We start from the raw sequence: 25,841 nt of genomic DNA, 5'->3' as shown, positions 1-25,841 counted from the left end.
ACCGGTCCTAGAGCTTGGCGAAGAAAGCCTTCATGCGATCCAGGCCCTCATCCACATCCTTGTGCGAGACAGCATACGACAGCCGGATGTGCTCCTTGGTCCCGAAGGCCTCACCCGGCACCGTCACCACATGGCCTTCATGCAGCAGCCGGGCCGCCAATTCCAGCGTAGTCTGCGCTCCGGGCTTGCCGAGATACGCCGACACATTCGGGTACACATAGAACGCGCCCTCCGGCTTGGTGCAGGTAATGCCAGGAATCTCTGCCATGCGTGTGAGGACTTGATCACGCAGCGTCAGATAATCCGCGCGCATCTCCGCAACGCATTCCTGCGAGCCGCTCAGCGCAGCGATAGCCGCCTTCTGCACGAAGTGCGCGGTCGATGAGGTCGACTGGCTCTGCAGCTTGCTCATCGCCGCAATGATCGGCTTCGGCCCCAGCGCGTAGCCGGCGCGCCATCCGGTCATGGCATAGGTCTTCGAGAGCGAACCCAGCACGATCACATGCTCTTTCGCTTCGGTGAACGAGCCGCCGCTCACCAATGCACCCGTGTATTGCAGATAGACATAGCACTCGTCGAGGAACAGGTAGATGCCGCGCTCATGCGCCAGCTTGACGATGCGCTCCAGGTCAGCAGGCGCAATCACCGATCCCGCCGGGTTCGACGGCGAGTTCAGGAAGATGGCCTTGGTGCGCGGCGTGATCGCCTTCTCCACCGCCTCGGCCGAGATGCGAAAATTCTCCGCCTCCTCCGTCTCGAGATAGACCACCTGGCCGCCCGCGTACTGAATGATGTCCTTGTAAGACACCCAATACGGCACCGGCAGAATCACCTCATCGCCATGGTCGATCAGCACCTGCACCAGGTTGAAGATGGCCAGCTTGCCGCCGGTGGTGAAGACCGCCTCTTCCGGCGTGTAGTCGGAGCCAAAATCGGAGGCGTGCCGCTGCACGATGGCCTTGCGCACGTCGGGAATGCCCGAGACCACGGTGTAACGCGTGAAGTTGCCGTTGATGGCCTCAATCGCGGCGTCCTTGATGTGGCGGGGCGTAGGAAAGTGCGGCTCGCCCGCGCCGAAATCGACAAGATTTACGCCCGAAGCACGCAGCTTGGCGGCTTCCGCGGTGACGGCCATGGTGGCAGAAACTTCGATACGTCCGATGCGATCGGCAAAGAGCTTGGTGGCAGAAGTGGTTCCAGACATGATGAAACTATTTTTTCAGATTTTCACCGCGCGCGGAGAAAGAAATGTCGATCACATCCCAGAAACGGCACGTTTGACGATTCCTCCACGCGCAGAGAGCGATCTCACCTGAACTAAGGTCCAGAGACGGTGACGTGAGTTAGCCCGCAACATTCCCTGTCACTCCGCATATGAATTGTCATCCCGACCGCAGCGAAGCGCAGTTGAGGGACCTGTAGTCCCCTACTGTCGCCGCAATAACAGCCCGATGGAAATATGCAGGACACTTCTTACTCAAGATTGCCGTTTCCTCACACGATATTGAAGCGAATCGAATCGTCCACAATGCTTCGTAAAAAGAAAAATGCACGCTGCAGCTCCAAGAGTTGCAGCGTGCATACAGTGTTCCGAGTGCAGCAGAAAGAATTTACTGGTTGCTGCCTTCGGTGAGCTGGGTCGCGACGGCCGAGAAATAGCCGAACAGGCCCTTGCCTGCATCGTTCGCCGTGAAGTAAACCTCAGCAGCGGGCGATTTCGAAGGATCGACGTTCGCCGGAGCTACGTTGCCGGGGCTGAGCGACCAGAGGCCGGGGATGGTAATCGGCTGGCCGGATGCATCCTCGAGCGTGCCTTCGAACTTGCCGGTGGCGAGATCAAAAGCGGCAATGGTGCCGGCGAAGGGCGTGGTGCCGCCGCCGCCGAACTGGCCGATCAACAGGTCATGGCTGAAGGCTCCGAAATCCAGCGGAGCCAGCGCAACACCCCAGGGAGCATTGAGCTGATTGACATGTTCCAGCCTGGTCAGAAGCTGACCCGACGAGCTATACACGTCGACATAGCCAAGGCCCTCGCCACCCTGACCCACCGGCACACCTTCTACCAGCTGGCCGTAGGTGACAACTACGTCGGGACCGATCGACGCCACGTTGAAGGGGGAGAAGTTTGCAGGAATTTCGTTGTCGGTAAAGGGCAGGGCCGGAGTGGTGGCACTGCGATCCTGATTAAACGCGACCTCGTTGGTGGTGATTTCGCTCAGGTTCACATGCTGAAACGCGTTGTTGTAGACGTCGATGCGGCTCCGTGAGAAGTTCGCCACATACAGGAAGCGCTGGCCATTGATGAAGTTGCTGGTGATGCCGGTGTATACGGAGCCCACGGCGCCACGGTCCATCAGGACGGCGTTGGTTGACGGAGCCGACTGACCCTTGGTGATCAGGACGTTGGGGTTCCACGCGACGATTCCACCATCGAGAGTCGCGAAGATGAATGCGGCCGGCTTACCGGGCGTGATCTGGAAATCCGTCGTGCTGCCGTTGGCGATAACGCCGGTCGGCTTACCCTGCGGGTTCACTGACGGATTGGTGGAGGGAATGGTGACGACGAGAGGATTCTTAATGCCGGCGCCGTTGTAAAGCGTGGCTGTGCCGGAGTCATCGTTGGACGACCACCAGTCGGAGCCGGAGGTGCGGCTGAGTCCCCAGGGATCTTTCAGGCTCGGATCCGTTACCGGAGCTACACCCGACGTGGCGGAAACGAGATTGGTTTGAACATACTCTTGCGCCTGCGACAGAGCGCCCATGGAAAGAACCGTGAGCGAGCCCACGGCCAAACGTACTAGTGATTTCATATTTCTCCTCGTGCTTCATCGAGCTTTCGCATGAGCCTTGCAGTGTGCCTTCAGCAAGAATTCAAAAACACACATCAATCTCTTCATGAGCGCTAACTCAATGATTAGCTGGTGTAGAAACACGGGGTTCTGGAGAATATTTCATTATGAATGGATCATTTACACGCCCATCAACAACTAGAATGCCGGGCACGAACTTCCGCACGGAAGATAAAGCGGATAGGACGAGAACCGGCGAAGAAGTATCTACTTCTTCGCCACGGTAAGCGGGAGCTCCGTCGATCCCACCCGCCCGCTGTTCAGATCGTGCACCACGATGCGCAGATGGATCGAGCCAGCCGGAAGATCGATCTCCTGGTGCATCGGAACCCCCGACTGCATGATGCGGTCGTACATCGCCTGGGTCAGATGGAAAGACATCCCCTTGTCCGTATAGTTCAGCCGCTTCCCGTCCGCGTCGTAGCCGATAACTGCAAACTCCACGTGAGCCTCCCGGCTCCCATCCTGAGCGACAGTGAAGGCGAAAGGATGAGGATCGACGGCATAGTCGATGAGGAAGCGCTTTACAGGCGATTTCAAATCTTTTTGCTCTCCCGCCAGACCCGGCATGAGCTTCACATCCTTCGCCGAGGGATCATCAGCCGGCAGCACGCGAACCTTGAAGAGAATATCCGCCAACGGCGGCGCGCCCCGAGCAACAGCGCCGTTCATCGCATTCAACGAAGCTTGAGGATCGACCGCGGCTTTGCTCGGATCGTCGGCATAGTAGCCGCGTCGGTATTCCGCCACAGCGCCGCCATCCACGTTCAGGCGAATGCGATGAAATGCGCCGTCGTATTTCTGCAGCGTGGGCACGTAGCCGATGGTGTAGTAGTGGGAGCCGTTGCCGATGGCCTTTGCCACAGCATCTTTCAAGCCGTTGGTGTCCATGAACGCCTCGCCGCCGGTATCCTCCGCAATCTGACGCATGCTGTCATGTTCCTGGATCGTCTGGGCCATGAACTTCCGGTCGGCTGCGGCCGCCGCCGGCTGGCTCGATCCGCCTCCACCGCCTATTGTGTGCGAGCCGCGGACGCCGCTTTTACCACCGCGCCCCCCCATCCCGCTGGTCTCCGCGGATACGCCGGCCGGCGTCGTGGTGTAGCTGTTCGCGGCACTCACGCTGGGCAGCGTCAGCAGTCCACGCGCGTCCACCGGATACACCGCGACGCGAGCTGCCGAAAGCATATCGTCGGTCTGGCGCACCTCGTCGGAATAATTGCGCATCCCGGAAAATTCATCCTGCAGCGTCGAATCCGGATCGATGGCCAGCGGGAACGAACCGGAAAACCAGATCAGATTCTTGCGCCCCGGAATCACGCTGAGATAACGGGCCAGCTGCTTCATCGCGTCCAGCGTAGTCTCAACGCGGACATCGGTCTGAAACGAAGTCATGTCCGCCTCGAACTGCTGCATGGAGCTGATCACATCCTGCGATCCGCCCAGCCCCGACATATCGCTGATCTGGTTGGAGAGCTGCTGATCCGAGTCCGGATCGAGTATCGAGGATTGCTGCGGGCCGCCCTTGCCCGACAATGCCTTCGCGATCACGTCGGAATCCGTCGTGAAACCCTCGACGATGCGCAGCCGCGAAGCCAGAGTGAAGACGGCGATGCGCGTCCCCGGAGGAATGTTCTTGAGATACTTCAGCATCTGCTGGCGAACATACACCTGGTCGGAAAGCGGAGTGTTCAACGCATCGAGCAGCAGCACGTTCGCGGCGCCGGCAATGTTGTACTGCGGAAAATTGCTGTACGTGTTCGGAGGAAGCTGGACTCCCACGCTGCTCAGCGTAGTCTCTTCCGGCTTATGCTCCTCGAAGATACGGATCTGCTGCAGCTTGCCATCTTGATACAGCTTGAACTTGTCTTTATCCAGGCCGGAGACAACCGCGCCGTTGTTGGTGACCACCGCATCTACCAGTACCAGATTGACCTGGGCGCGAAAAGCGACCGGCGGTGCGGCCGCCGTCTGGTTTTGCGATGGAGTGTCGCCGGAAGTGGCAGGTGCAGCTGTTTGCGCAGCAAGTGCCGATGCCGCAAACAGGCAGGTGAATAAAACAGCAGCGGGAGAGCGAGTCACGAGAAACCGCCTATGTTGAACTTGGGGGTAAATTCATAATCGCCCGAAAGATCGAATCGTGCAAAATCAATTTCCCGCGATTTTGGATATGCCTAAATTCCGCTTTTGGGGACGTGCTGCTTCAAGCGTTCGATCACGAACTCGGGCACCAGGCCCTTCACCGAACCGCCCAGCTCGAAGACCTCTTTGACCAGGCGCGAGCTGACGAAGGAGTACTTGGCGTCCGGCATCAGAAAGATGGTCTCGAGCTCAGGAGCCAGCCTGCGATTCATCAGCGCCATCTGCAGCTCGTATTCGTAATCGCTGATGGCACGAATACCGCGCATCACCGCCTGCGCATTCTGCTCCTGAGCAAAATCGACCAGAAGACCATCGAATGTCGCAATGGAGACATTCCCGAAGCCGGCCATGCCCTCGGTCAACATCTCGACTCGCTCTTCGACCGTGAAAAGCGGGTTCTTGTGAGAGTTGCGCAGGATGGCAACAACCAGGTGATCGAAAATTTTCGCACCGCGGGCAATGAGATCGAGATGCCCGTTGGTGACCGGATCGAAGCTGCCGGGATAAATGGCCTTTACAGTGTTCACGCCATAGGGAGTTTATCAGGTAAGAGCAGCGTAAAAATTCGGGAAGGCTAGAAGACCGATCCGTCCAAGCCCGCGATGAAGGCGATCCCCGGGATGGTCAGCCGCTGCAAATGCTTATCGTTGGTCAGGAAAAGATCTACCCGCGCATGAGCCGCCGTTGCCAGATGGATGGCATCGGGAGCCTTCACCGCACAGTTGGCCCGTAAGTCCGCATACATCTCGGCGATGCCTGGATCAAATGACAGCAATGTCACTTCAGAGCTTTGAAACAAAGCTCTCATCTTGGCGATCAATTCAGTATCTTTGCCCTTCATCGGTCCAATCAACGCCTCGCCAACGGTGAAAGCACTGGTGCAAAGAGTGTCCTGCCGTTCAAGCATCCGCTTATAGATGTGTTCGACTTTAGGAGCGAAAACAGGATGATCTTCGATGAGATAGATAAAGACCATCGCGTCCCAATAAATGCGGCTCACGCCTTTCTCCGGGAAAGCGGCGCCGTGTCAGTGTTCCATCTCCGCCGCTCCTCTTGCAGGAGTGTCTCCCCTCCTCCCAATTTGGCGAACAGCTCTTTCCCGGCGCCTCGAAGAGATAGCAGAAGACTTGGCTGGCTGTCGGACCCACTGTGCCCATTCCGGCTAGTCGAGGATTTAGCATCGCGATGCAAGCGATATGTGAAGACCATGGTCGTGCTGGACCCCGAGGGAGGACCATGTTTTTCCACCAACTCCAGGCTGTTTTGGTCGAGAAAACGCTGCGACAGAAGCGCCTGGCAGACGGACGGCACGCGATTGTTTAACTGCAGCGCCTTATGAACGTCTCCAGCCCGGATCTTAATGATGCGATGACCACCCTCTAAGGCTGGCTCGACATACGTCCTGCGAACATATCGAATCACCTCATCCGCTTTGCTCATGCCGAAACCCTCCTTACATACATAAGCATACATACATAGAGCGAGAAGTAAAAAAGGAGCTGGCGAACCAACTCCCTTTCGAAATTCCATTTTGAAACCCTACTGCCGCCGCGCCGCCGGCCTTACCGCCTCTTGCGCGATGGCTGCGCCGTTGACCGGCACCACCGGAATCTCCGCCGGAGCGGCATTCGGGCTCGCGATACCCAATTTCTGGCGAAGCTGTGCATCGATCCGGGCAAAGGTATCCTTGTTCTCCTTGAGGAAGGTGCGAACATTCTCGCGCCCCTGGCCGATACGCTCGCCGCTGTAGCTGTACCACGCGCCGGACTTCTCGACGATGTTGTTGTTCACCGCCAGATCCAGAACATCGCCCTCGCGCGAGATGCCCTCGCCGTAGAGAATGTCGAACTCCGCCTCGCGGAACGGTGCGGCCACCTTGTTCTTCACGATCTTGACCTTGGTCCGCGAGCCGACGACCACGTCGCCTTCCTTCACCGCTGCGATACGCCGGATATCGATACGAACCGAGGAGTAGAACTTGAGTGCGCGCCCGCCCGTCGTCGTCTCAGGATTACCGAACATCACGCCGATCTTTTCCCGGATCTGGTTAATAAAAATGAGCGAAGTCCGCGATTTCGACACCGTTCCGGTCAGCTTCCGCAGCGCCTGCGACATCAGCCGCGCCTGCAGTCCCATGTGCGAATCGCCCATCTCGCCGTCCAGTTCCGCCTTCGGCACCAGCGCCGCTACCGAGTCCACCACCAGCACGTCGATGGCTCCCGAGCGCACCAGCGCCTCGGTGATCTCCAGCGCCTGCTCGCCGTAATCCGGCTGCGACACCAGCAGGTTGTCCACGTCGACGCCCAGCTTCTTGGCATAGATGGGGTCCAGCGCATGTTCCGCATCCACAAACGCCGCCATGCCGCCGGCCTTCTGCGCCTCAGCGATGATCTGCAGCGTAAGGGTGGTTTTGCCCGACGACTCAGGACCGAAGATCTCGATCACCCGGCCGCGCGGCACTCCGCCCACGCCCAGCGCCGCATCGAAAGAGATCGATCCGGTGGAGATGGTCGCAATCGGCACCACCTCTTTGCTGCCCAGCCGCATGATGGAGCCCTTGCCAAATTGTTTTTCGATCTGCGAAAGCGCCAGGTCTATAGCGCGGGAACGGTCGTCAGCCACGTTGTTTCTCCAGTCTAGGGACGCACGTCAAAACCAAAATGAAACCATGTTTCTAATTGGGACAGTGCGGGTTGAGTGCATAGTAGCATTGAAAATCAAGGGGCGAAGAAAATACAAAAACTATAGTAACATCTGGCAGTGTGGAAGCGCTCCTGGGATTGACCCTTCAGCTCAAAAAACAATGCCATTGCCCTCGCCGACAGACAATTTCCACACATCTCAGGCCCATACCGATCACTTTTTCGGGAATCGCTCCGGCCATCTTCTCCGCCCGTGATAGACCGCGTAGATCCAGATCACGTCCTCGGCGATATCGACTCCATAGGCAAGAAGGAACGGCGAGCCGGAAATCACCAGCTCGCGAGTTCCGGCAACGCGTCCCGGCCTTCCGGCATGCGGATGCACCGCCAGCATCTCAGTCATTTCGATGATCTTCTCGGCAATGGCCAAGGCAGCCGTGACGTTGTCCTGCGCAATGTACTCGAAAGCCTGCTCCCAGTTGACCGCCGCAGGCTCGGTCCAGCGGACCTTCATGCCTTAGGGCTTCTCTTCTTCGACGCTGCCTTCTTCAGCCCAGCCAGACGCTTGCGCATCTCGGTATTGTCCACAAACCGGCCTTCTTCCGCCGCTTTCATGCCCGCTTCCACCAGCCGCTGCTGATACGAATGCAGATCGAGCCACGCATCGACCGCCTCATTCAACAGGAAAGTACGATCACGGCGAGTCTGCGCCGCAAGCTCGTCGAGCGCTTCCACCTTACCGGCATCCATGCGAAAACTGACGGTCTTCTGAGCACCCATTCCTAAATAATACGGCGTATTACAAGAAAATACGACGCAAGAATCCCGGGCGCCCCACATCTCGATTTGAGATGTGGGAGACCACAATCGCCGGCCTCCACGCATCAAGCGCCGAAGGCGCAATCGCCTGGACGGCAAGTCCCGCCGAAGGCGCGTCCGCCCGCATGGCAAATGCCTAGCGCTTCAGCAAATCCACCGGCTCATTCACATCCGTCACTCGGAAATACTGGGCCAGCACCGGATGCCGCTCCTGCACCGCGCGATACATCTCCCAGGCCACGCGGCGATAGGAAAAATGCCCTTGCGGAGCCGATCGCAGTTCGGAGATATAGAGCGCCTCGGCGAAATCCATTTTGAAGAGAGCCCGGTTGCGCGTGCCCAGCGGCAAAAGATATTGCGCCGACTGCGTCGCTTCGGGAGCCTCTCCACCGGCCAGCTTCGCATAGGCGGCATGCGCGGCCTTCATGGCCTTTTCGTAAACCGGCAGAAGCCCGGCCTCCTTCAGCCCCTCCGGCGTGTCGAAGCCATGCTCGGAGGTGAATCCTTGCAGCACCTGCACGCAGCGCCGATGCCGGTGCATATCGCGGAAGCCGCCGATATCCATCAGGATGTCGAACTTGAGCACCTGTCCTGCCGAGAACTCGCGCAGCAGCTCGTCGTGGCGTCCGCGATGGCGCGTGCCGAGCGCAATAATCTCGTTGCGCCGCACCGCGGGCAGAACCGCAACATGGTTGCGGATCTGCCGGTAAGGGTAATGGGACGCGCCATAAAGCAGCGTCGTCGCCAGCTCGACCTCCAGACTCGGATCGGCATCGATCAGATCGACCAGCGGCGCAGCATCGATGCGCTCCTGTTTCATCAGGTCGGCGGCCGCCTGGCGCAGCTCGCGACGCGTCGTCATCTCGTACTCATTGGGCGCGGCGTACTTCACCAGCGTCGGAGCAGTTTTCACCTCGCGTGTCAGCAGTTCGGCAGCGCGCTCGCCCAGACCGGCATCGGCCGCCGCAATCTCCGTTTGCAGCCGGGCAAAATCTTCTCCGCAGACGTTCCATGCCGCGCCGCTGGCCGCCGCGCGCAGCTTCTCGCCCAGCTGCCGTATCTCGGCGAACGGGCTCGAAAGCAGCCGAGAAACCTGCGTCTCCAGCGTCCGCGCATTCACGATCTGGCCGAGCGAGGTGTTGGTAGCCAGCGGCAGCAGGTAACGAGCCACGTCGAAGGCCCGCGCCTTCAGCGTCCGCTCGTAGGTCTCCGGCTTCATCTCCTCCGGCTTGGCCACGCTCGACTTCAGCGACTCCGCCACCCCCTCGGCAACCTCGTGATACGTCGCGAAGAGCGACTCGATGCTTTCCCCGAACAGGCTTGCCGATGCCTGGTCGGCCCCGAAATCCGGCATATACCAGCCGCTTTTGCGGAAATTCTGGTAGCGCGTCGACCGCTCCTGCCCATCCCAGCGCTGCTCGTCCACCAGCACAATCGCCGCCAGCAGCGAGAGCCGCTCGATGGCAAAGGCCAAATGTGCCAGGTCGGCGATGGAGCGATGCCCATATTGGAAATAGAATGTGTTTAGAAACTGTTCTGCACGCTGGCTGCTGATCTCGCGAAGCGAGTCTTTCATGGAGAGCGACGACCGCGAATATTTGGCCATGGCATAGGCCAGCACCTCCGGATCGGCGCCGTGAACGGCAAAGACTTCGGTCTGGTTTTGCGGCCGCTCGCTGGCAGGTGGAACAGGGTCGACAACGGAGGAGGCGGCTTCAATTTCAGGCATGGGCACAGGATACGGTATCGTGATGGCTTCCCGCCGCTACATCCTGTTGAAGACTGGCTATCTTTCGCTTTTCCTGAGGAAAAATAGCGTACACTTTGATGCCTTGGGGTACCCCAGCTGGAATCTGCGCGAGCTTCTTAAAAAAGCGTGAACGACACCGCGAACCACGAATCGATGCCACAACTTCATGAGCAGAAATCCCGTCTCTACTTTGGCAGGCGGGCTCCGGAAAAGCGGTCCGGCCCGTCTTCCAACATGCGCGATATTCTGTCGACCACCGGCCATCGCCCCTGGCCACTGCCCACCGCTCACTGGTCGATGACCCAGCGCTGGAACGACCTGCTCTTCGCTCACTGGCCGGTTCCCGCCGCGCAGATAGCCGCCCTGCTTCCCGAGGGCCTCGCCGTCGACACCTTCGACGGATCGGCCTGGGTCGGCATCGTTCCCTTCTGGATGGACCAGATTCGCAGGCGCGGCATGCCCGCGATTCCTGGGGCGAGCCGCTTTCCCGAGCTGAATTTGCGTACCTATGTACGCGAGCCGCATTCCAATCTCGGCGGCGTCTATTTCTTCTCGCTCGACGCCGGCAATCCGCTGGCCGTCGCCTACGCCCGCCTCTTCTACCGGCTGCCCTACTACTGGGCCAAAATGCGCATCGACCACTGCGACAACCGCGAGTTCTGCTATACCAGTGAGCGGCATCTGACCAGGACGCCCGCCCGTTTCCGCGCCCGCTATCGCAGCCTGGGCGAGGCCTCCGACAAGCATGGTCTCGAACAGTTTCTGACCGAACGCTACGCGCTCTACGCCGCCCATCCCAGCGGAACGCTCTTCAAAGGCAATATTCATCATCTGCCCTGGCCGCTGGAACGCGCCGAAGCGGAGTTCGAAATCAACGAGCTGCCCGCTGCCCACGGCATCGTCCTGCCCGATACCAAACCCCTGCTCCACTACAGCCGCGAGCTGGTGGTCTACATCTGGTCGCTGGAGCAGCTGCCCGCCCTGGTAAGGCAGCGCGCCGGACAGCCCGTACCGGCAGCCAAGCCGCTATAAAGCAGGGGATAGGGTATAGGAAACAGGGTGGGGAAAGGCCCTAGTATCCGGATTCGCGCCCATGCCGGATAGCCAGGATCACGACCTGCTTTCCGTCATAGTGGTAAAGAGCCACATAGGCTCCCTTGCCAAATTCGATGACCCATTCGCGGAATTCGTCGGGCAACTCTTCCACTGGACGGCCAATCTCCGGATGTGTACCGAGCGCCTTCACTCCTTCACGGATAGCTCTGACCGCGCGCTTCGCTGCTTCCTTGCTTTTGGAAGCAAGAAAATCATGCAGACGGGCGACGTCCAGCAGCGCGGGCTGCGACCACTTCAGGCGTGGCATTCAGGCGGCTGCGCATCCTCACCGGCCTCCAACTTCGCCAGCCATGCATCGGCTTCCTCGGCTGTAACGTGCAGGCCTGTCTCCTGGTAATGAGCCCAGGCCGCCAGCGCGTCCTGTCGGATCTGCTCCCGCTTCTCCTCATGAAGAACGTACTGCTCGATTGCCTCCCGCATAATCCAATGGGGAGTGCGGCGTCGCAACGCCGCAAGGCGCTGAACTCGTTCTTTCATCTTCTCGTCAAGCTTGATGCTGGTAGTCGCAGAGGAAGACATGTGCGGTACTCCAAGGTGTTACCTGGTATTAATTCTATCCCGGATGGCAGCTAGCCGTCAGGCACGACAATGGTCAGCAGCATTCTGGATTGAGCAAGGGCTGGGTGCCCACTCGACTCCGAGATGTGGAAACATCCACCCTAACCCCTACACCCTAACCCCTGCTCTTCCACCCTGCTCTTACACCCCGCTCTTTTATAATTATCCCCAGGTAATCATTGGAGAACCCCCAAAAGCATGGCATCACTGGAAGGAAAAACCGCACTCGTTACCGGAGCCTCGCAGGGCATCGGCCGGGCCTGCGCACTGGAGCTGGCCAAGGCCGGAGCCCGCATCGCTCTCGCCGCACGCAATGAATCGAAATTGGCCGGCGTCGCCGCTGAAATCACCGCCGCCGGAGGCGCCGCCCAGGTCTTCGCCATCGACATCGCCAGCGAAGACTCCATCAAGGCCGGAGCCAAGGCCGCCATCGCCCACTTCGGCAGCATTGACATCCTGGTGAATAACGCCGGCATCACCAAGGACACGCTCTTGCTGCGCATGAAGCGCGCCGATTGGGACAGCGTCATCCAGACCAACCTCACCGGCCAGTTCCTGATGACCCAGGCCGTGCTGAGCTCCATGCTCAAAGCGCGCTGGGGTCGGATCATCAACATGACCAGCATCGTCGGCGAAACCGGACAGGCAGGACAAGCCAATTACGCCGCCAGCAAGGCTGGGCTCATCGGCTTCACCAAGGCCCTGGCCCGCGAGCTGGCATCGCGCAGCATCACCGTGAATGCCGTGGCGCCCGGCTATATCGAAACCGCGATGACCGGAGTGCTCGAAGAGAAGCAGCTCGAAGCCATGCTGGCGCAGATTCCGCTCGGCCGCGCCGGCACCGAGCAGGATGTCGCCCACGCCGTCCGCTTCCTGGCCTCCGAGGAAGCCGCCTACATCACCGGCCACACCCTCGACGTCAACGGCGGCATGCACATGGCCTAGAGCCTTGAGTCTGCGATTACTCTCACAATTTGTCTTCCCGACCGTAGCGCAGTGGTGGGATCTGCAGTTTTTTTAAGCCCGGCACAGCAGCAGAGCGACTTCCATGTCCCACACACTCGTGACTCAAGAGACTAGAGCCTCCGCTGGAAACAACAAAGGCACGGCCGAAGCCGTGCCTTTGTTTCGCAAAATTCCGCGGCTAAAAGTTAACTTTCAACGCGAACTGGCCGAAGCGGCGCTCATCCCCCGCGCTGCTGCTGCTGACTCCGCCCTTCTTCGCCTGGATGGGAATGGGAACCCCGTAGCCCGATTGCGCTACGTCGTTCTGGACACCGTCCTCGTAGAGGTTCGAGTGGTTGAGGATATTGAATCCTTCCGCTCGCGCTTCCAACGACAGCTTCTCGGTAATGGGGATGGTCTTGCTCACCGCCAAATCCAGATTCCACGCGCCCGGCCCCGTAAAGTAGTTCCGTCCCGTCATAGATGCCGGGTAGGGACCGAAGTCCGAGATGCCGCCCAGAGCCGGATTCCCATAACTCAGCGCGGCCGGCAAGTTCGCCAGCAGGAAGTTATTCGGAGTGCCGTTGAAGTTCGAGCCGATTGCGCTCTTGGTCAGCTTCTGGGCTGTGCCCGCAGCCGGAGCGTAGCGCGGAATCCCATAGCCGGAGCCTGCGTTTAGGGAGTTGCTGCTGTCAGAAACCGAGAATGGCGTTCCGCTCCGCACCTGGTAGATTCCGGAGACGTGATAGCCGCTGAGCGACTTCGCCTTCCATCCTCTCTGCCCCTCGAACCACGGCGTATTCCAGATAGGAGCCAGGACGAAACGCTGCCGAAGATCGATATCCGAATTGCCGCGATCAAGCCCTGGGTTTTCAGGATCGAGATAGCCCAGATTTCCCACTCCGTTGCTGGCGCTGTTGCTTTCGGAGAAGGTCGAGCTGATGTCGTCGATGTTATGGCTGTAGGTATAGTTCGCCGTGATATTTAGCCCGGTGTGCGCCAGGTTCGTGGACTGCAGGCTGATGTTCAAAGCGTCGTAGTACGAATCTCCATTCGAGCCGCGAGTGTTGATCGACGTGTACTGATTATTCAACCGCGAGTAATGAAAGTCGGATGGATCTTCACCCGGTGCGCGCAAGGGGTCGCCCAGCAGCACATTGCCGGCGCCCTGGGAATTGAAATCCTTGATGTCGTACAGGTGAATACCGCGTGCGCCGGCATATTGCAAAGACAGCACGGTATTCGGAACAATCTGCCGCTCCAGCGCCAGCGACCAGAATTGTGTCTGCGCAGTCTTAATGTTCGGATCGACCTGGCGCAGTTCCGTCGGCGGAAGCGCCACCGATCCCCCATTAGCAGCCAGGGGTCCCGCGCTGGACACCGTGATCGGCGTCCCCGAAGTGATCTCGACTACCGCATAGTTCGGCGGGTTCTCGATGATATTGAAGGTGATGTTGCCGAAGTTCCTCTCATAGCTGATGCCGAAGCCACCGCGGACCGAAGTCTTGCCGTCGCCGGTGATGTCATAGGCAAAGCCAACCCGCGGAGCCACCGTGCCGTAGCTCGGATTCCACAGCCGGTGATTGGGGCTGTTCGGAGCCGTCAGCACCTGGCCATTGCGAACCTCTTCACCGATGCCCGGGCCGGCGCCGAAGTAAAAGTTCGAATCGAGATTCTGGTTGTTGTTGTGCTGCACGCCATAGTACTCATAGCGCACGCCATAATTCAGCGTCAGCCCGGGTCGCGCCTTCCATGAGTCCTGCGCATAAGCGGCCCAGTCATGGAACCGATTGCTGCGCGCAAAGCTCGGTTGAGTCGCGGGCAGATTGATGGTGCATTGCGGAGTCTGCGCGAGGCCGCCCGTGAGGTAGTTTTCCGCGCAAGGCAGTTTTCCCTGCGGATAAACGGCGCCGGCAAAACGCGAGACGTTGCCGGACAGAAAGTTTTCGAGCGAGTTGGCCTGGTTTGTGCCCAGCTGTTCGTCGGCCTGAGCGAAGATCCCCGCTGCCTCGTTGTCCTGCAGGTAAATCACCTGCGTGCCAAACTGCAATTCGTGAGCGCCGCGCGAATAGGTGACGTCCTGGTTCCACTGGATGGTGTTTTCCGGTCCGCCGAATGGCAATCCGTTCGTGAGTGAATCCGGGTTCGTCGACCAGAAGCCGGGGAAGATCGTCGGAGTGCCGAGAATCGTCGCGCTGGGAAAGAGGTACAACGACGGAGCGCCCTGCAATGCCGTGTCGAAGGTCTGGTTCAGATTAAAGCGGGTATAGCTCAGCTTGGTATTCGTCAAAAGGTGCGGATTGAAGATATGGGAGATGTTCCAAAGAACTGAATTATTCGTGGCATCGTCGCCGATATCGAATTGCGAGTAAGGCGACGAAGAATCGAACCCGTTGGTATTCGTAAGCTTCTGCAGCGCATAGCGAACGTAGGTCTGCGTCTTGTCGCTGAAGTTATAGTCCACCCGGCCGTCGAGATAAAACTGGTTCGTGGGCGCACCGCCCCCGGCATCGGTCGGCGAAGAGTAGCTCACCCGGTCGAAAATCGGCGTGGTCGGCGCAAGCGCGCTGAACATGGGTCCGAAGGCAGCGCCGGAGCCTTTCACAATCTGCTGCTGGGTGATGATTCCAGCATTGGCCGTTGGCTGATTCTGCCCGTACGCCGCGAAAAAAGCCCGGGTGCTCGGCGAGGCCACTGCCAGGAATGCTTGATCGGGAACCAGTGCGATCGAGTTCGCCGAGCTGCGCGTTCTCAGCCACTCGGTGCTCTCGAAGAAGAACAGCTTGTTCTTCACGATCGGGCCACCCACCGCGAATCCAAACTGGTTGCGCGTATACGTGCCCTTCGGAATTCCATTCGCATCGTTGTCGTAGGTGTTCGAGGTATACGCGGAGAGGCGATTGAACTCCCACGCGCTGCCATGGAACGCGTTGCTGCCGGCTTTGGTGATGACGTTAACCACGCCACCGGAGGCACGGCCATACTGCGCCGCAAAATTATTGGTCGTAACGCGGTATTCCTGCACCGAATCGATCGGAACCGTCTGGCCTACCGCATCGTTGAACAACTCGATATTCTCGACACCGTCGAGCAGGATGTCGGTGCCCGTCGAGCGCTGGCCGTTCAGCGAAAAGTTGACGCCGCGCGAAGTGCTGTTCTGATCGTGGCCTTGCGCCCGGTCGCCGTTGCTTACATTGCCGGAAATGGCAACGAAGTCATACGGATTGCGCGTCAGCGACGGCAGTTGCGTCACCTGCTCCGAGCTGACGACCTGCGATAGCTCCTGAGTCTGGGCGTTGACCTGAATCCCCCCTGCCGCACTGACGGTCACCTCCTCCGAGGCGCTGGCAACCGAAAGCTTCACATTCAGCGCAAAATGCCCGCCGACCGTCACCTCGAACTGCTGCGCGAATACCGCGAAGCCCGGAGCTTCTACACGAAGCTCGTATTTCCCGGACGCAAGATCGGCAAATTCATAGAAGCCGTTTTGGCTAGCCGTAACATTGCGCACAGCGTTCGTGCCCAGATTGCGAGCCGCGACCGTCACCCCGGTCAGCACCGAGCCCGCCGGATCGGAAATAGTACCGGAGACCTGTCCCGTATCGACCTGCGCGTTCAGGACGCCGCAAAAGCAAAACAGGAGCAGTGCGAAAATCACAGCCGGGACGGCCAAATCCCGGATAGTCATGGCCAAGCTAGAAAAATCGATTCTGTTTCGTTTGTTACTACAACTCATAAAATGCTCTCCAAAAAGTCCTGCATATGTTTCAACGCGATCGCGCCAGGCGACCTCGGTGAAAAGAAGGTTTTATGTTTTCGGAATCTTCCTCCCGCTCACCCGGACACACCGCTCCTCGCGCGTGCGCAGATATCGCAGATATCCTGGAGATGGGATTGGATCGCCCCAAAGGGACAGACAACAAACAATCAACACTCTTGTTTTGGATAAGACACGAGGTTCCCGGTTTTATTCCCGAGCGGATTTCATCTCGCCGATGAGGTCGCCGTCCTTCGCGAATCGGCTTTCAATTTCGGATCTCGGAGAAGATCCCGATTCGAGCGATCGAACAGGTTGTCGACACCCGTCCGCGCAAATCTTCTACATCTACAACATTCGTAAAAATTAAATACCTGCAAGCCTGGCGGGTCTTGATTCTCAACTTGATAAAATGGAGATAGAGGCCTTCCCTTCTTCAATGAAACAGCCAGGCCGCCGAGAGTTTTAGAAGATACCTAGCTCTGTTGACATCCTCTTGGAAGTTGTCATCCTGAGGGAGCAAAGCGAGTCGAAGGACCTGCAGTCTGCCGGCGCAATCACTAATTTGTCTTCACTGCCGCCAATTCCTTGAAGACAAAGGATAGTCATTGGAAATGACTCACTTGGTCGCCGGCTCCGTTAAGAAACACGCCCCGAATCAATGATCTGCAGAAACATCGATTTCATTTATCCCGCAGCCGGAATCACGCACTCCGCACCGGCCTGCAGCGCGCGCCGCTTGGCCAGCTCCGCGTTCAACTCCGCTCCGATCAGAATGGCCAGCCCGGTGAGATAGAACCACAGCATCAGCCCCACCAGCGCGCCCATCGATCCATAGGTTGCGTTGTAGTTAGAAAGATGGCCAAGGTAGAAGCTCAGCCCCGTCGATCCTAGAAACCACACCGCTATCGCAAAGAGCGCTCCCGGCTGTGTAGAAGAGAAGCTGTGCTTCGCGTTCGGGCCGAGGTAGTAGATCAGCTCCAGGCTGACGACAAAGGTCAGGAAGGTGAATCCCAACCGCAGTACCGGCCATACATGCTCGAACCCCATGAACGCCGGAAAGAATTCCGTCAGGAAGTGGCCGAAGCGGGGACCGGCAATCAGCATCAGCAGCGAAGCTGAAACCAGTCCCCCGCTGGTGAAGGTAAGCACCAGGGCGCGCAGCCGATCGCGCCACCAGGCCCGCGAATCCGCAACGTCATAAGCGATGTTGAGGGCCTCGATGAGCGAAGAAAAGCCTCCGGCCGCTGCCCAGAGATATCCGGCCACGCCGAAGGAGAGCAGCTTGCCCCGCGCCGGAGTAAGGACGCTAGCCACCAGCGACTCGACGAAGGTCATCGAGTCCGCCGGAACCAGTTCGGCCATCAGATCTAGCATCTTCTGGAACACATCCGGAATGGGCAGGAACTGCAGCAGGGAGGAAAAAATCACGATCAGCGGAACCAGCGACAGCAGAAAGTAGAAGGCCAGCGCCGCGGCAATGGTGAAGACCCGGGTCCGCCACAGCTCGCGGTACACAACCACCAGCAGGCTAGCGGTTTCGCGGCAGGTGTGCACCACTCCCTTGGTTGTGTCCTTCAAGCCCATGCGAACCTGTCCGTCGACTCAAGCTGTGCGATGTAGAGATATCGCGCCAGGTCTGCAATCCCGGCCTGCGATATTGCTTCCAACTGTGACCGTACTGAAAAATGCGGCGTCATTCCGAACAATCGCAAACAAATTGAAAAAGCCGCCCTCATGATGCATTCATAGCGCTTCATCGCTATCATAAGCACCTTCGAAAACCGCAACGGTTAAGATGCCCTCATTCAAAGGAGAAATTCCATGAACGAGCTGCAGCGCACCCTGATCGCAAACGGCGTGGGAGCTCCTCCAGCCCATGTGCTGGAGGCGGTCGACGGCCATCTGGCCCATCGAAGAATCCCCGGCGCCCCGCACTCCATTTATGAAGAGGTCTGGCATCTGGCCTTCTGGATGGAGTTATCCCTGGATTGGATCGCCGGCAAGCCGACGCCCTACCCCGAGCATGCCAGCGAGGGCTTCCCTGCTTCGACCACCCCCGCTTCTACGAGCGAAGAATGGCCACGCCTGAAAAATCGTTTTCTCCGCGGGCTCCAGACAGCGGCTGCAATCGCAGGCAGCCCGGAGCAGCTGGCCCAGCCCGTCCAATGTCTCTCCCAAGGCACAGAGGTATCTCGCGTGATGCCTGTGCGCGATCAGATAGAAGGAATTGCTGCCCATAATGCGTATCACTTGGGCCGTATCATATTACTTCAACAACTTATTGGAGTATGGCCTCCACCTTCTGGTGGAGATACCTGGTGAGTAGTTTACGGATGCCTCAACTTTGGTTCGCTTTAGTACCGCGGTAGCCGCTAAACCAAAATAGTTCTTGCATATGCCCTTTTAGCGTGTTAACTATGCAGCCAACACCTCTTAAAACCCACCTTGAAGTACCGAAGGGGAAAGTGCGGTCATAGGCAATGTCTATGAAAATTGGAACAACTATCCGGGGCTACCGCCTCCAGAAGGGGCTTTCTCAAGGCGACATCGAGAAACGCACCGGATTGTTGCGTTGCTATCTGTCTCGGGTTGAGAACGGTCATACCGTTCCCTCTCTCGACACGCTGGCAAAAATCGCTCAAGCGCTGGATCTTCCGTTGGCTCAGTTCTTCGCCGAAGACTCGCTCGGCCGTGAGTTGAATCCTCAGAAGCTTACCGACGACGAGCTTCGTTTCCTAACCCAAATTCGCCGTTATTCGTCGAACTTAAACGACAGCGATCGCAAACTATTGCTGGCCATGGTAAAGAAGTTCGCGGCCACTGCTGTCCGGTAGTGATTTTGAGGCGATTCCCCGACGCTTGAGGTTTAGATACAAGTCAGGCCCCGGCTTCCGCAAGCCGGGGTTTGCTGTTTTTGGCGGTAACCTACGCCGGGCGCCAGAACGAGTGCAACCCGAAGGCAATCAGCACCAGAAGGAAGCCGATGCCCGCCACCGCCATCAGCCGGCGGCGCTTAAACAGCTCCCGCGGCGCTCCGATGCGCGGCACCAGCGGCACTCCCAGAGCGAGCCCGCTCAGAAACCCGCCCAGATGCGCCATGTTGTCGATCTGGACCGGGCTCTTGCCGAAGGCCGTGTATAGCCCGATGCCGAAGTTAAGGATAGAAAACTGGATCACGCTCCAGCGCAGCCGTTTCAGCTCCTCTTTGGGCAGCGGCAAAAGCGGAGACTTGAGCAGCAGAATCAGCACGCCGGCCAGTCCGAAGATCGCGCCTGAGGCTCCAGCGCCCACGATGCCTTCGCTGCCATTGGCAACGCCCGGATGCACCGCGATGCTCAGCAGGTTGCCGGCAAAGCCGGTCAGCACATAAGCGGCGACCACGCCCATCGGTCCCATCAGCGGTTCCGCGAGCAGGCCCAAGTTCCACAGGCACCACATGTTCGTTGCGATATGGATGATGCCCACGTGAACGAACATGGCGGTAATCAGCCGCCACCATTCCCCGCCGAGCAGGACTGCCGGCCCATAGTTCGCGCCGAAGCGCAGCAGTTGCTCCGGAGTGGGAGAAATAATCGACACGCCGGCCAGCAGCATGCAGAGAAAAACGGCGCAGTTGATCCCCAGCAAGGTGTACGTAGCGGGCGCAAAAGCCCAGGTCGTGCGGCGTCTGGGACCGGACGGCGGCGGGTTGCCGTATCCCGGCCCCTGGTAGCCAGGCCCTTGGTACTGCTCCGTCTCAACGGCAGGAACATAGTAGGGCTGCGGGTTAGTTTCATGCCCGCCGGTACGTCCATCCGGAGGAAGAATGTCCGGCTCGATGCGGGAATAACGATAGCCCGGTTCGGTGCTTCCGTTGCCGCCCTCGAAAGAGCCGCGCTGCTGCCCTGCCTGATCCATAAAGAATTCGTCTTCTTTCACTATAACGTCAGCCGCACCGGCAGCTGGTTCGATGTTCGCCCCGCCGTGCGTTTGCACAACATAACCCGATAAACTCGATACGAGCGTTAGATATTCCGAACAGCAAGTCAGGAGCACTCCTTTGAGCGGCAATAAGCAGGTGCGACGCGCACTCCTCAGTGTTACCGATAAATCCGGGCTCGGTCCCTTTGCAAAACAGCTGTCCGAACTCGGTGTCGAGCTGGTTTCGACCGGCGGAACGGCGCGCACCCTGCGCGAAGCGGGGCTGCCTGTCCTCGACATCTCCGAGCTCACCGGCTTTCCTGAGATGCTCGACGGCCGCGTGAAGACCCTCCACCCCAAGGTTCATGGCGGCATTCTGCACATCCGCGGTAACGCCGAGCACCGCGCCGCAGTGCAAGCGCACGATATCCAACCCATCGACATGGTGGTGGTGAATCTTTACGCCTTCGAGAAGACCGCGGCAAATCCCAGCGCGTCCTTTGCCCACCTGATTGAAAACATCGACATCGGCGGTCCGTCAATGGTCCGCTCGGCCGCCAAGAACTTCGAGGACGTGGCCATCGTCACTGCTGCATCGGACTACGAAGCCCTCGCCGGTGAGTTGGCATCCAACAGCGGCGCACTTTCGCGCGAGACCCGCTGGAAGCTGGCTAAGCAGGCCTTCGCGGTGACTGCCGCGTACGATACCGCCATCGCCAACGCGCTCGAGAAGATTGAGTCGGCCGAGCAGTCCGACGTGCCGGTGCGTTTTGCCGATCCTGCTCAAGCCCCGTTCCCGCAGACCCTCCGCATCTCCTATCCGCTGGCCATGTCCTTGCGCTACGGGGAGAACCCGCATCAGCGCGCCGCTCTCTATTCGGACGGCTCCGGGCTGGGCATTGCCGGCGCTACACAGCTGCAAGGCAAGGAGTTGAGCTTTAACAACCTGGTCGACCTCGACGCCTGCTGGGATCTGGCCCAGGAGTTCGATGCCCCCGGCGTAGCCATCATCAAGCACACCAACCCCTGCGGCGCAGCCACCGGAGCGACCATCCTCGAGGCCTACCAGAAGGCGCTGGCTGCCGATCCCGTCTCCGCCTTCGGCGGCGTCATCGGCATCAATCGCGAGGTAGATGAAGCCGCCGCGGAAGAGATCGCCAAGCTCTTCGTCGAAGCCATTGCCGCTCCGTCCTTCAGCGAAGGAGCCAAGGCCCGCTTCGCCGCCAAGAAGAACTTGCGTCTCGTGGAAGTGAAGCCGGCGTCGGTCGCCCAGGTGCTCAAGCAGGTGTCGGGCGGCGCTCTTCTCCAGGACGCCGACCACGGCCACATCACCGCGGCGGAACTCAAGATCGTGACCGCTCGCCAGCCGTCGGAAGACGAGCTGGCCGCACTGCTCTTTGCCTGGCGGGTCTGCAAGCATGTGAAGTCCAATGCCATCGTCTACGCCCGCAACGGCCAGACGCTCAGCGTGGGCGCCGGCCAGATGAGCCGCGTGGATGCGGCCAGGTTCGGAGCCCTCAAAGCCGTGCTTCCGCTGCAGGGCTGCGTCGCCGCCTCCGATGCCTTCTTTCCCTTCCCCGACGGCCTGGAAACCGTAGTCTCCGCCGGAGCGACGGCCGTGATCCAACCCGGCGGATCGGTCAAGGACGGCGACGTGATCGCCGCCGCCGACCGGCTCGGCGTGGCCATGGTCTTCACTGGAATGAGGCATTTCCGCCACTAGCGCGCGATGAACATCCGATTTCGCCAAAATGAAAGTTGGAGAGGGTGAACCCGGAGGCGGGTTACAATCGTCTTAATGATGCGGAGATGTTTCGGTCTACCGGCAGGAGCATCTCAGCTGTCTTTTTGAGTCGATAAGTCGAGCCGGCTGGTTGCTAAGTCCGGGCGCAGGGATTTCCGTCCATTATGAGCAGCAAGCCGCACTCGAGCATCATCGCCCGTCCTGAAACATCCCTCCTCACCGCCGCTACTCTCGCGCTCGCCGCTTTCCTCGCCGTGCCTGCGTCGTTCGCGCAGACAAATTCCCAGACCGGGAGTGCGAAGACAGTGCAGGAAAAGACTCCCGCCGCGCAGCCGACAGCAGGACAGCAGCCCGATCTGGCCCAGTCCTACTACCACTACATGCTGGCGCATGAATACGAAGAGCTGGCCACGACTTCTGGCCGTCCGGAATATGCGACCCGCGCCATCGAGGAATACAAGCTCGCACTCAACGACGATCCCAGCTCCAAATATCTAAACAGCGGATTGGCCGAGCTTTATTTCCGCACCGGGCATGTGCGCGACTCGATCCTGGCGGCACAGGAGCAGATCAAAAAAGACCCTAACAACCTCGAAGCCCACAAGTTGCTGGGAAACATCTATCTGCGCTCGCTCGGCGATGGACAGCAGGGCAGCCCCTCCGACGAGATGCTGAAGCTGGCCATTGGCGAGTACAGCAAGATTGTCAGCTTAGAGCCGAACAACGTCGAGGACCGCCTGTTGCTCGGCCAGCTCTACTCCTTCGCGCATGACTCCGCGCACGCCGAAGAGCAGTTTGCCGCGGCCAAGAAGATCGATCCCGGCTCGGAGGATACGGCGCTGAACATGGCGCGCCTCTACACCGAACAGGGCGACGCCAAACGCGCCATCCAGGTCCTCAACGATCTGCCTGAGGAAGACAAGACCGGCAAAACCGAGTTCATCCTCGGCTCGACCTACGACCGCCTCAAGGACCCGAAGCGCGCCATCGAGGCCTATCGGAAGTCTCTCGACCTCGAGCCCGACAATCTCGATGCCGAGCGTGCCTTGGCCAAAGCATTGCTCAATGACAACCAGCTTACGCCCGCTCTTCAGGCCTATCAGGACATCGCTTCCGGCGACCCCAGCGATCCGGACGCCTACCTGCGCATCTCTGAGATCGAGCGGCGCCAGGGCAATTACGAAGAGGCCCTGACCACGCTCAAGAAGGCGAAATCGCTGGCCTCCGATTCTCTCGAGATCAGCTTCAATGAAGGTTTGCTGGACGACGCGCTGGGCCGCTACGACGACGCCGCGCAGATCTTTGAAAAACTGGTCGCCGACTCCGAGCACACCAGCGGTCAATATTCTGATTCAGAGAAGAGCAACCGCTCGCTCTTCCTGGAGCGGCTGGCCATCATCTACGGCGAGCAGAACAACACCGACAAAGCCATCGCCACCTACCAGAAGATGGCCGAGCTCGGCGGAGAATACGTCGACCACGCATACGAAGCCGAAGTCGACACCTATCGCCAGGCTCACGATTACGACAAGGCCACGCAGGTGGCCCGCGAGGCCGTCGCCAAACAGCCTAAGAGCCGCGCCGCCAAGCTGATGCTGGCCGCGCAGCTGGCCGACAACGGCCACGTCGACGAAGGCGTCGCCATGGCCAAGTCGCTGCTCAACAAGACCCCCGCGGACCTCGAAGTCTATCGCCAGCTGGCCAACGTCTACACCCGGCTGCGCAGATGGAAAGAGGCGTCGGAGGCGATCGACCAGGCCGATCAGCTTTCCAGCGGTGCGGACGATAAGCTTTACATCCATTTCCTGCGCGGCACTCTGTTCGAGCGCCAGAAGCTCTTCACCGATGCCGAGAACGAGTTTCGTGCCGCTCTCGCCATCGATCCGAAGAACACGATGACGCTGAACTATCTCGGCTACATGCTCGCCGACCACGATATGAAGCTGGACGAGGCGCTGGCCATGATCCAGAAGGCCGTCGAGCTCGATCCGCAGAACTACGCGTATCTAGATTCATTGGGATGGGCCTACTTCAAGCTCGGCAAGTACAACCTCGCGGAGGAAGATCTGCGCAAGGCCGTCGAACGCAATTCGACCGACGCGACCGTGCATGATCACCTCGGCGAGCTATACGAAAAAACCGGCCGGCTGAAGCTGGCCGCCTCGCAGTGGGAAGAATCGCTCAATGAATACGGGCATACCGTCGCTGCCGACATCGATCCCGGCGACGTGACCAAGGTGCAGAAGCGGCTCGATAGCGCCCGCGTTCGCCTGGCGAAGGAAGGCTCTCCGCTGTCGCCTGCCGCAGCCAAGCCCTGATGCCACTGCTTCCTCCCGGCTGTCTCGCTCCCCGATGTGCAGTTCCCAATGACGGGGAACTCACGCAGCGCAGGTATCCGGAAGCGGCCCATCCGTACCGGCTTCCATTCGATCGTGATCGCGCGCGCATCATTCATGCGCGCGCCTTTCGCCGTCTGGCGGGAAAGACGCAGGTCTTCACCCACGGCTACTCCGACCACTTCCGCAGCCGCCTGACTCACACCATGGAGGTGGCGCAGATCGCGCGCACCGTCGCCGCGGCCCTGGGCTTGAATGAATCGCTCACCGAGTCCCTCGCGCTGGTCCACGACATCGGCCATCCTCCCTTCGGACATACCGGCGAGCGGGCGCTGGACCGGGCGCTACGCCAATATGGCCTGCGCTTCGATCACAACCTGCACGCGCTGCGTACCGTGGAGCACTTCGAGACACGCTACGCCGGTTTTCGTGGCCTCAACCTCACCCTGGGTGTGCGCGAGGGCATCATCAAGCACTCGCACGATTACTCGGTGGAGGAACATCCCGAGCTGGCCGAATATTTTCTCGATCAGAAACCGCCGCTCGAGGCCCAGCTCATCGATCTGGCCGACGAGATCGCCTATCTCACAGCCGATCTCGATGACGGCTTCGAGGCTGAGATTCTTTCGCTCGACGACGTACGGACAAACGTGCGCATCTTCGAAGAGTTTTATCTGCCCATGAGGGAAAAGTATCCTCAGGCACGAGAAAAGCTGGTCTTCAACGAGGCGCTCAAGCGCACGCTCAACGCGCTGGTGGGGGATCTGCTCGACGAGACAGCGCGGCTCGTACAAACAGCGCAGGCCTTCACCGTGGAAGCGATTCGGCAGGCTCCATCGCGGCTTGCGTCGTTCTCACCGCACATGGAAGAGCTTCGCCTGGAGGCCAAGAGTTACCTGTATCGGCGCCTCTACCACGCGCCGGCTCTGGAGCGGGATCACGAAGAGGCGGAACTCGTCGTGACATCGCTCTTTCACGCATGGGTGGAAAATCCACAGCTCCTGCCGGGAGATCATGCGGCTGAAATCGAAAAAGAGGGCACGCCAAGAATCGTCGCCGACTACATCGCCGGAATGACCGACGCCTACATCCTCGCCCGCTACGCCGAATTCAGGGATGACCAGACCTAATCGGAACGGGCGGATGCGGCTCACGTCCAGAAAGAGCACCCCGGTCCCGAAACGAAGGTAAATGCGAAGCGAGCGAAGGAAGCGAAGCAAACTGGTCTGGCGGCGAAGCCGCGGAAGGCCTGGACGGCCAGTCCGTTTGTTTTTCCTGCG

General features: G+C 59.3%; 21 protein-coding genes. 7 read left to right on the top strand and 14 right to left on the bottom strand.

Annotated features, from left to right (window positions below; translation table 11 throughout):
- Nucleotides 1–7 precede the first annotated feature (7 nt).
- From XX99_RS00315 to XX99_RS00270, 9 genes are all read right to left on the bottom strand, one after another.
- Nucleotides 8–1,204, bottom strand: a complete 1,197-nt coding sequence (locus tag XX99_RS00315; RefSeq protein ID WP_050057396.1) for a pyridoxal phosphate-dependent aminotransferase — start codon at nt 1,202–1,204, stop codon at nt 8–10.
- 406 nt (nt 1,205–1,610) lie between these two features.
- Nucleotides 1,611–2,810: a TIGR03118 family protein gene (locus XX99_RS00310; RefSeq protein ID WP_050057395.1), complete on the bottom strand. Its 1,200-nt coding sequence runs from the start codon at nt 2,808–2,810 to the stop codon at nt 1,611–1,613.
- 246 nt (nt 2,811–3,056) lie between these two features.
- A complete protein-coding gene (locus XX99_RS00305) occupies nt 3,057–4,931 on the bottom strand; it encodes a VWA domain-containing protein (RefSeq protein ID WP_050057394.1) in 1,875 nt (624 codons plus the stop codon).
- Nucleotides 4,932–5,023: 92 nt separating this feature from the next.
- Nucleotides 5,024–5,518, bottom strand: a complete 495-nt coding sequence (gene coaD / locus XX99_RS00300; protein WP_050057393.1) for a pantetheine-phosphate adenylyltransferase — start codon at nt 5,516–5,518, stop codon at nt 5,024–5,026.
- A 47-nt stretch (nt 5,519–5,565) separates the two neighbouring features.
- Nucleotides 5,566–5,991, bottom strand: coding sequence for a type II toxin-antitoxin system VapC family toxin (locus XX99_RS00295; protein ID WP_050057392.1), 426 nt, complete (start codon nt 5,989–5,991; stop codon nt 5,566–5,568).
- 539 nt (nt 5,992–6,530) lie between these two features.
- Complete coding sequence (gene recA / locus XX99_RS00285; RefSeq protein ID WP_050057390.1) at nt 6,531–7,613, bottom strand: recombinase RecA; 1,083 nt, start codon at nt 7,611–7,613, stop codon at nt 6,531–6,533.
- A 234-nt stretch (nt 7,614–7,847) separates the two neighbouring features.
- Nucleotides 7,848–8,147, bottom strand: a complete 300-nt coding sequence (locus XX99_RS00280; protein WP_050057389.1) for a type II toxin-antitoxin system RelE/ParE family toxin — start codon at nt 8,145–8,147, stop codon at nt 7,848–7,850.
- On the bottom strand, nt 8,144–8,413 hold the full coding sequence (locus tag XX99_RS00275; RefSeq protein WP_156185739.1) for a CopG family ribbon-helix-helix protein: 270 nt from the start codon (nt 8,411–8,413) through the stop codon (nt 8,144–8,146). Before XX99_RS00275 ends, XX99_RS00280 begins: the two co-directional genes overlap by 4 nt.
- A 175-nt stretch (nt 8,414–8,588) precedes the next feature.
- Nucleotides 8,589–10,181, bottom strand: coding sequence for an FAD-dependent thymidylate synthase (locus XX99_RS00270; protein ID WP_050057387.1), 1,593 nt, complete (start codon nt 10,179–10,181; stop codon nt 8,589–8,591).
- A gap of 147 nt (nt 10,182–10,328) precedes the next feature.
- On the opposite strand from XX99_RS00270, the gene XX99_RS00265 reads away from it, so the two are divergent.
- Complete coding sequence (locus XX99_RS00265) at nt 10,329–11,234, top strand: YqjF family protein (protein ID WP_231581096.1); 906 nt, start codon at nt 10,329–10,331, stop codon at nt 11,232–11,234.
- 40 nt (nt 11,235–11,274) lie between these two features.
- On the opposite strand, the gene XX99_RS00260 is transcribed toward XX99_RS00265, so the two are convergent.
- Together XX99_RS00260 and XX99_RS00255 are read right to left on the bottom strand one after the other, a co-directional pair.
- On the bottom strand, nt 11,275–11,565 hold the full coding sequence (locus XX99_RS00260; RefSeq protein ID WP_050057385.1) for a type II toxin-antitoxin system RelE/ParE family toxin: 291 nt from the start codon (nt 11,563–11,565) through the stop codon (nt 11,275–11,277).
- Entirely contained in the window at nt 11,553–11,837 is a 285-nt protein-coding gene (locus tag XX99_RS00255; protein ID WP_050057384.1) for a CopG family ribbon-helix-helix protein, read from the bottom strand. The genes XX99_RS00260 and XX99_RS00255 overlap by 13 nt, the downstream gene beginning before the upstream one ends.
- A gap of 237 nt (nt 11,838–12,074) precedes the next feature.
- On the opposite strand from XX99_RS00255, the gene fabG reads away from it, so the two are divergent.
- On the top strand, nt 12,075–12,821 hold the full coding sequence (gene fabG, locus XX99_RS00250; RefSeq protein WP_050057383.1) for a 3-oxoacyl-[acyl-carrier-protein] reductase: 747 nt from the start codon (nt 12,075–12,077) through the stop codon (nt 12,819–12,821).
- Nucleotides 12,822–13,020: 199 nt separating this feature from the next.
- Here the strand turns inward: fabG and XX99_RS00245 are convergent, their stop codons facing one another.
- Nucleotides 13,021–16,509, bottom strand: coding sequence for an outer membrane beta-barrel protein (locus XX99_RS00245; RefSeq protein ID WP_050057382.1), 3,489 nt, complete (start codon nt 16,507–16,509; stop codon nt 13,021–13,023).
- A 756-nt stretch (nt 16,510–17,265) separates the two neighbouring features.
- The gene (locus XX99_RS00240; protein WP_050057381.1) at nt 17,266–18,165 is read right to left on the bottom strand and encodes a YihY/virulence factor BrkB family protein; all 900 of its coding nucleotides are present in this window, start codon (nt 18,163–18,165) and stop codon (nt 17,266–17,268) included.
- 237 nt (nt 18,166–18,402) lie between these two features.
- Between XX99_RS00240 and XX99_RS00230 the strand changes: the two genes are divergently transcribed.
- Entirely contained in the window at nt 18,403–18,903 is a 501-nt protein-coding gene (locus XX99_RS00230) for a DinB family protein (RefSeq protein ID WP_050057379.1), read from the top strand.
- 164 nt (nt 18,904–19,067) lie between these two features.
- A complete protein-coding gene (locus XX99_RS00225) occupies nt 19,068–19,415 on the top strand; it encodes a helix-turn-helix domain-containing protein (RefSeq protein ID WP_050057378.1) in 348 nt (115 codons plus the stop codon).
- Between the two features lie 91 nt (nt 19,416–19,506).
- Here the strand turns inward: XX99_RS00225 and XX99_RS00220 are convergent, their stop codons facing one another.
- On the bottom strand, nt 19,507–20,478 hold the full coding sequence (locus XX99_RS00220) for a rhomboid family intramembrane serine protease (protein ID WP_082125220.1): 972 nt from the start codon (nt 20,476–20,478) through the stop codon (nt 19,507–19,509).
- 142 nt (nt 20,479–20,620) lie between these two features.
- Here XX99_RS00220 and purH point away from each other — a divergent pair, with 142 nt between their 5' ends.
- The 3 genes from purH to dgt all read left to right on the top strand — a co-directional run bounded on the left by purH (nt 20,621) and on the right by dgt (nt 25,691).
- On the top strand, nt 20,621–22,204 hold the full coding sequence (gene purH / locus XX99_RS00215; RefSeq protein WP_050057377.1) for a bifunctional phosphoribosylaminoimidazolecarboxamide formyltransferase/IMP cyclohydrolase: 1,584 nt from the start codon (nt 20,621–20,623) through the stop codon (nt 22,202–22,204).
- A 185-nt stretch (nt 22,205–22,389) separates the two neighbouring features.
- Complete coding sequence (locus XX99_RS00210) at nt 22,390–24,543, top strand: tetratricopeptide repeat protein (RefSeq protein ID WP_050057376.1); 2,154 nt, start codon at nt 22,390–22,392, stop codon at nt 24,541–24,543.
- Entirely contained in the window at nt 24,543–25,691 is a 1,149-nt protein-coding gene (dgt, locus tag XX99_RS00205) for a dGTP triphosphohydrolase (protein ID WP_050057375.1), read from the top strand. The genes XX99_RS00210 and dgt overlap by 1 nt, the downstream gene beginning before the upstream one ends.
- The last annotated feature ends 150 nt before the right edge of the window (nt 25,692–25,841 follow it).

Origin of the sequence: Silvibacterium bohemicum, from assembly GCF_001006305.1 — a bacterium.
In the GTDB taxonomy this organism is placed as follows: domain Bacteria; phylum Acidobacteriota; class Terriglobia; order Terriglobales; family Acidobacteriaceae; genus Silvibacterium; species Silvibacterium bohemicum.
This window is presented reverse-complemented; position numbering and strand designations above follow the sequence as displayed.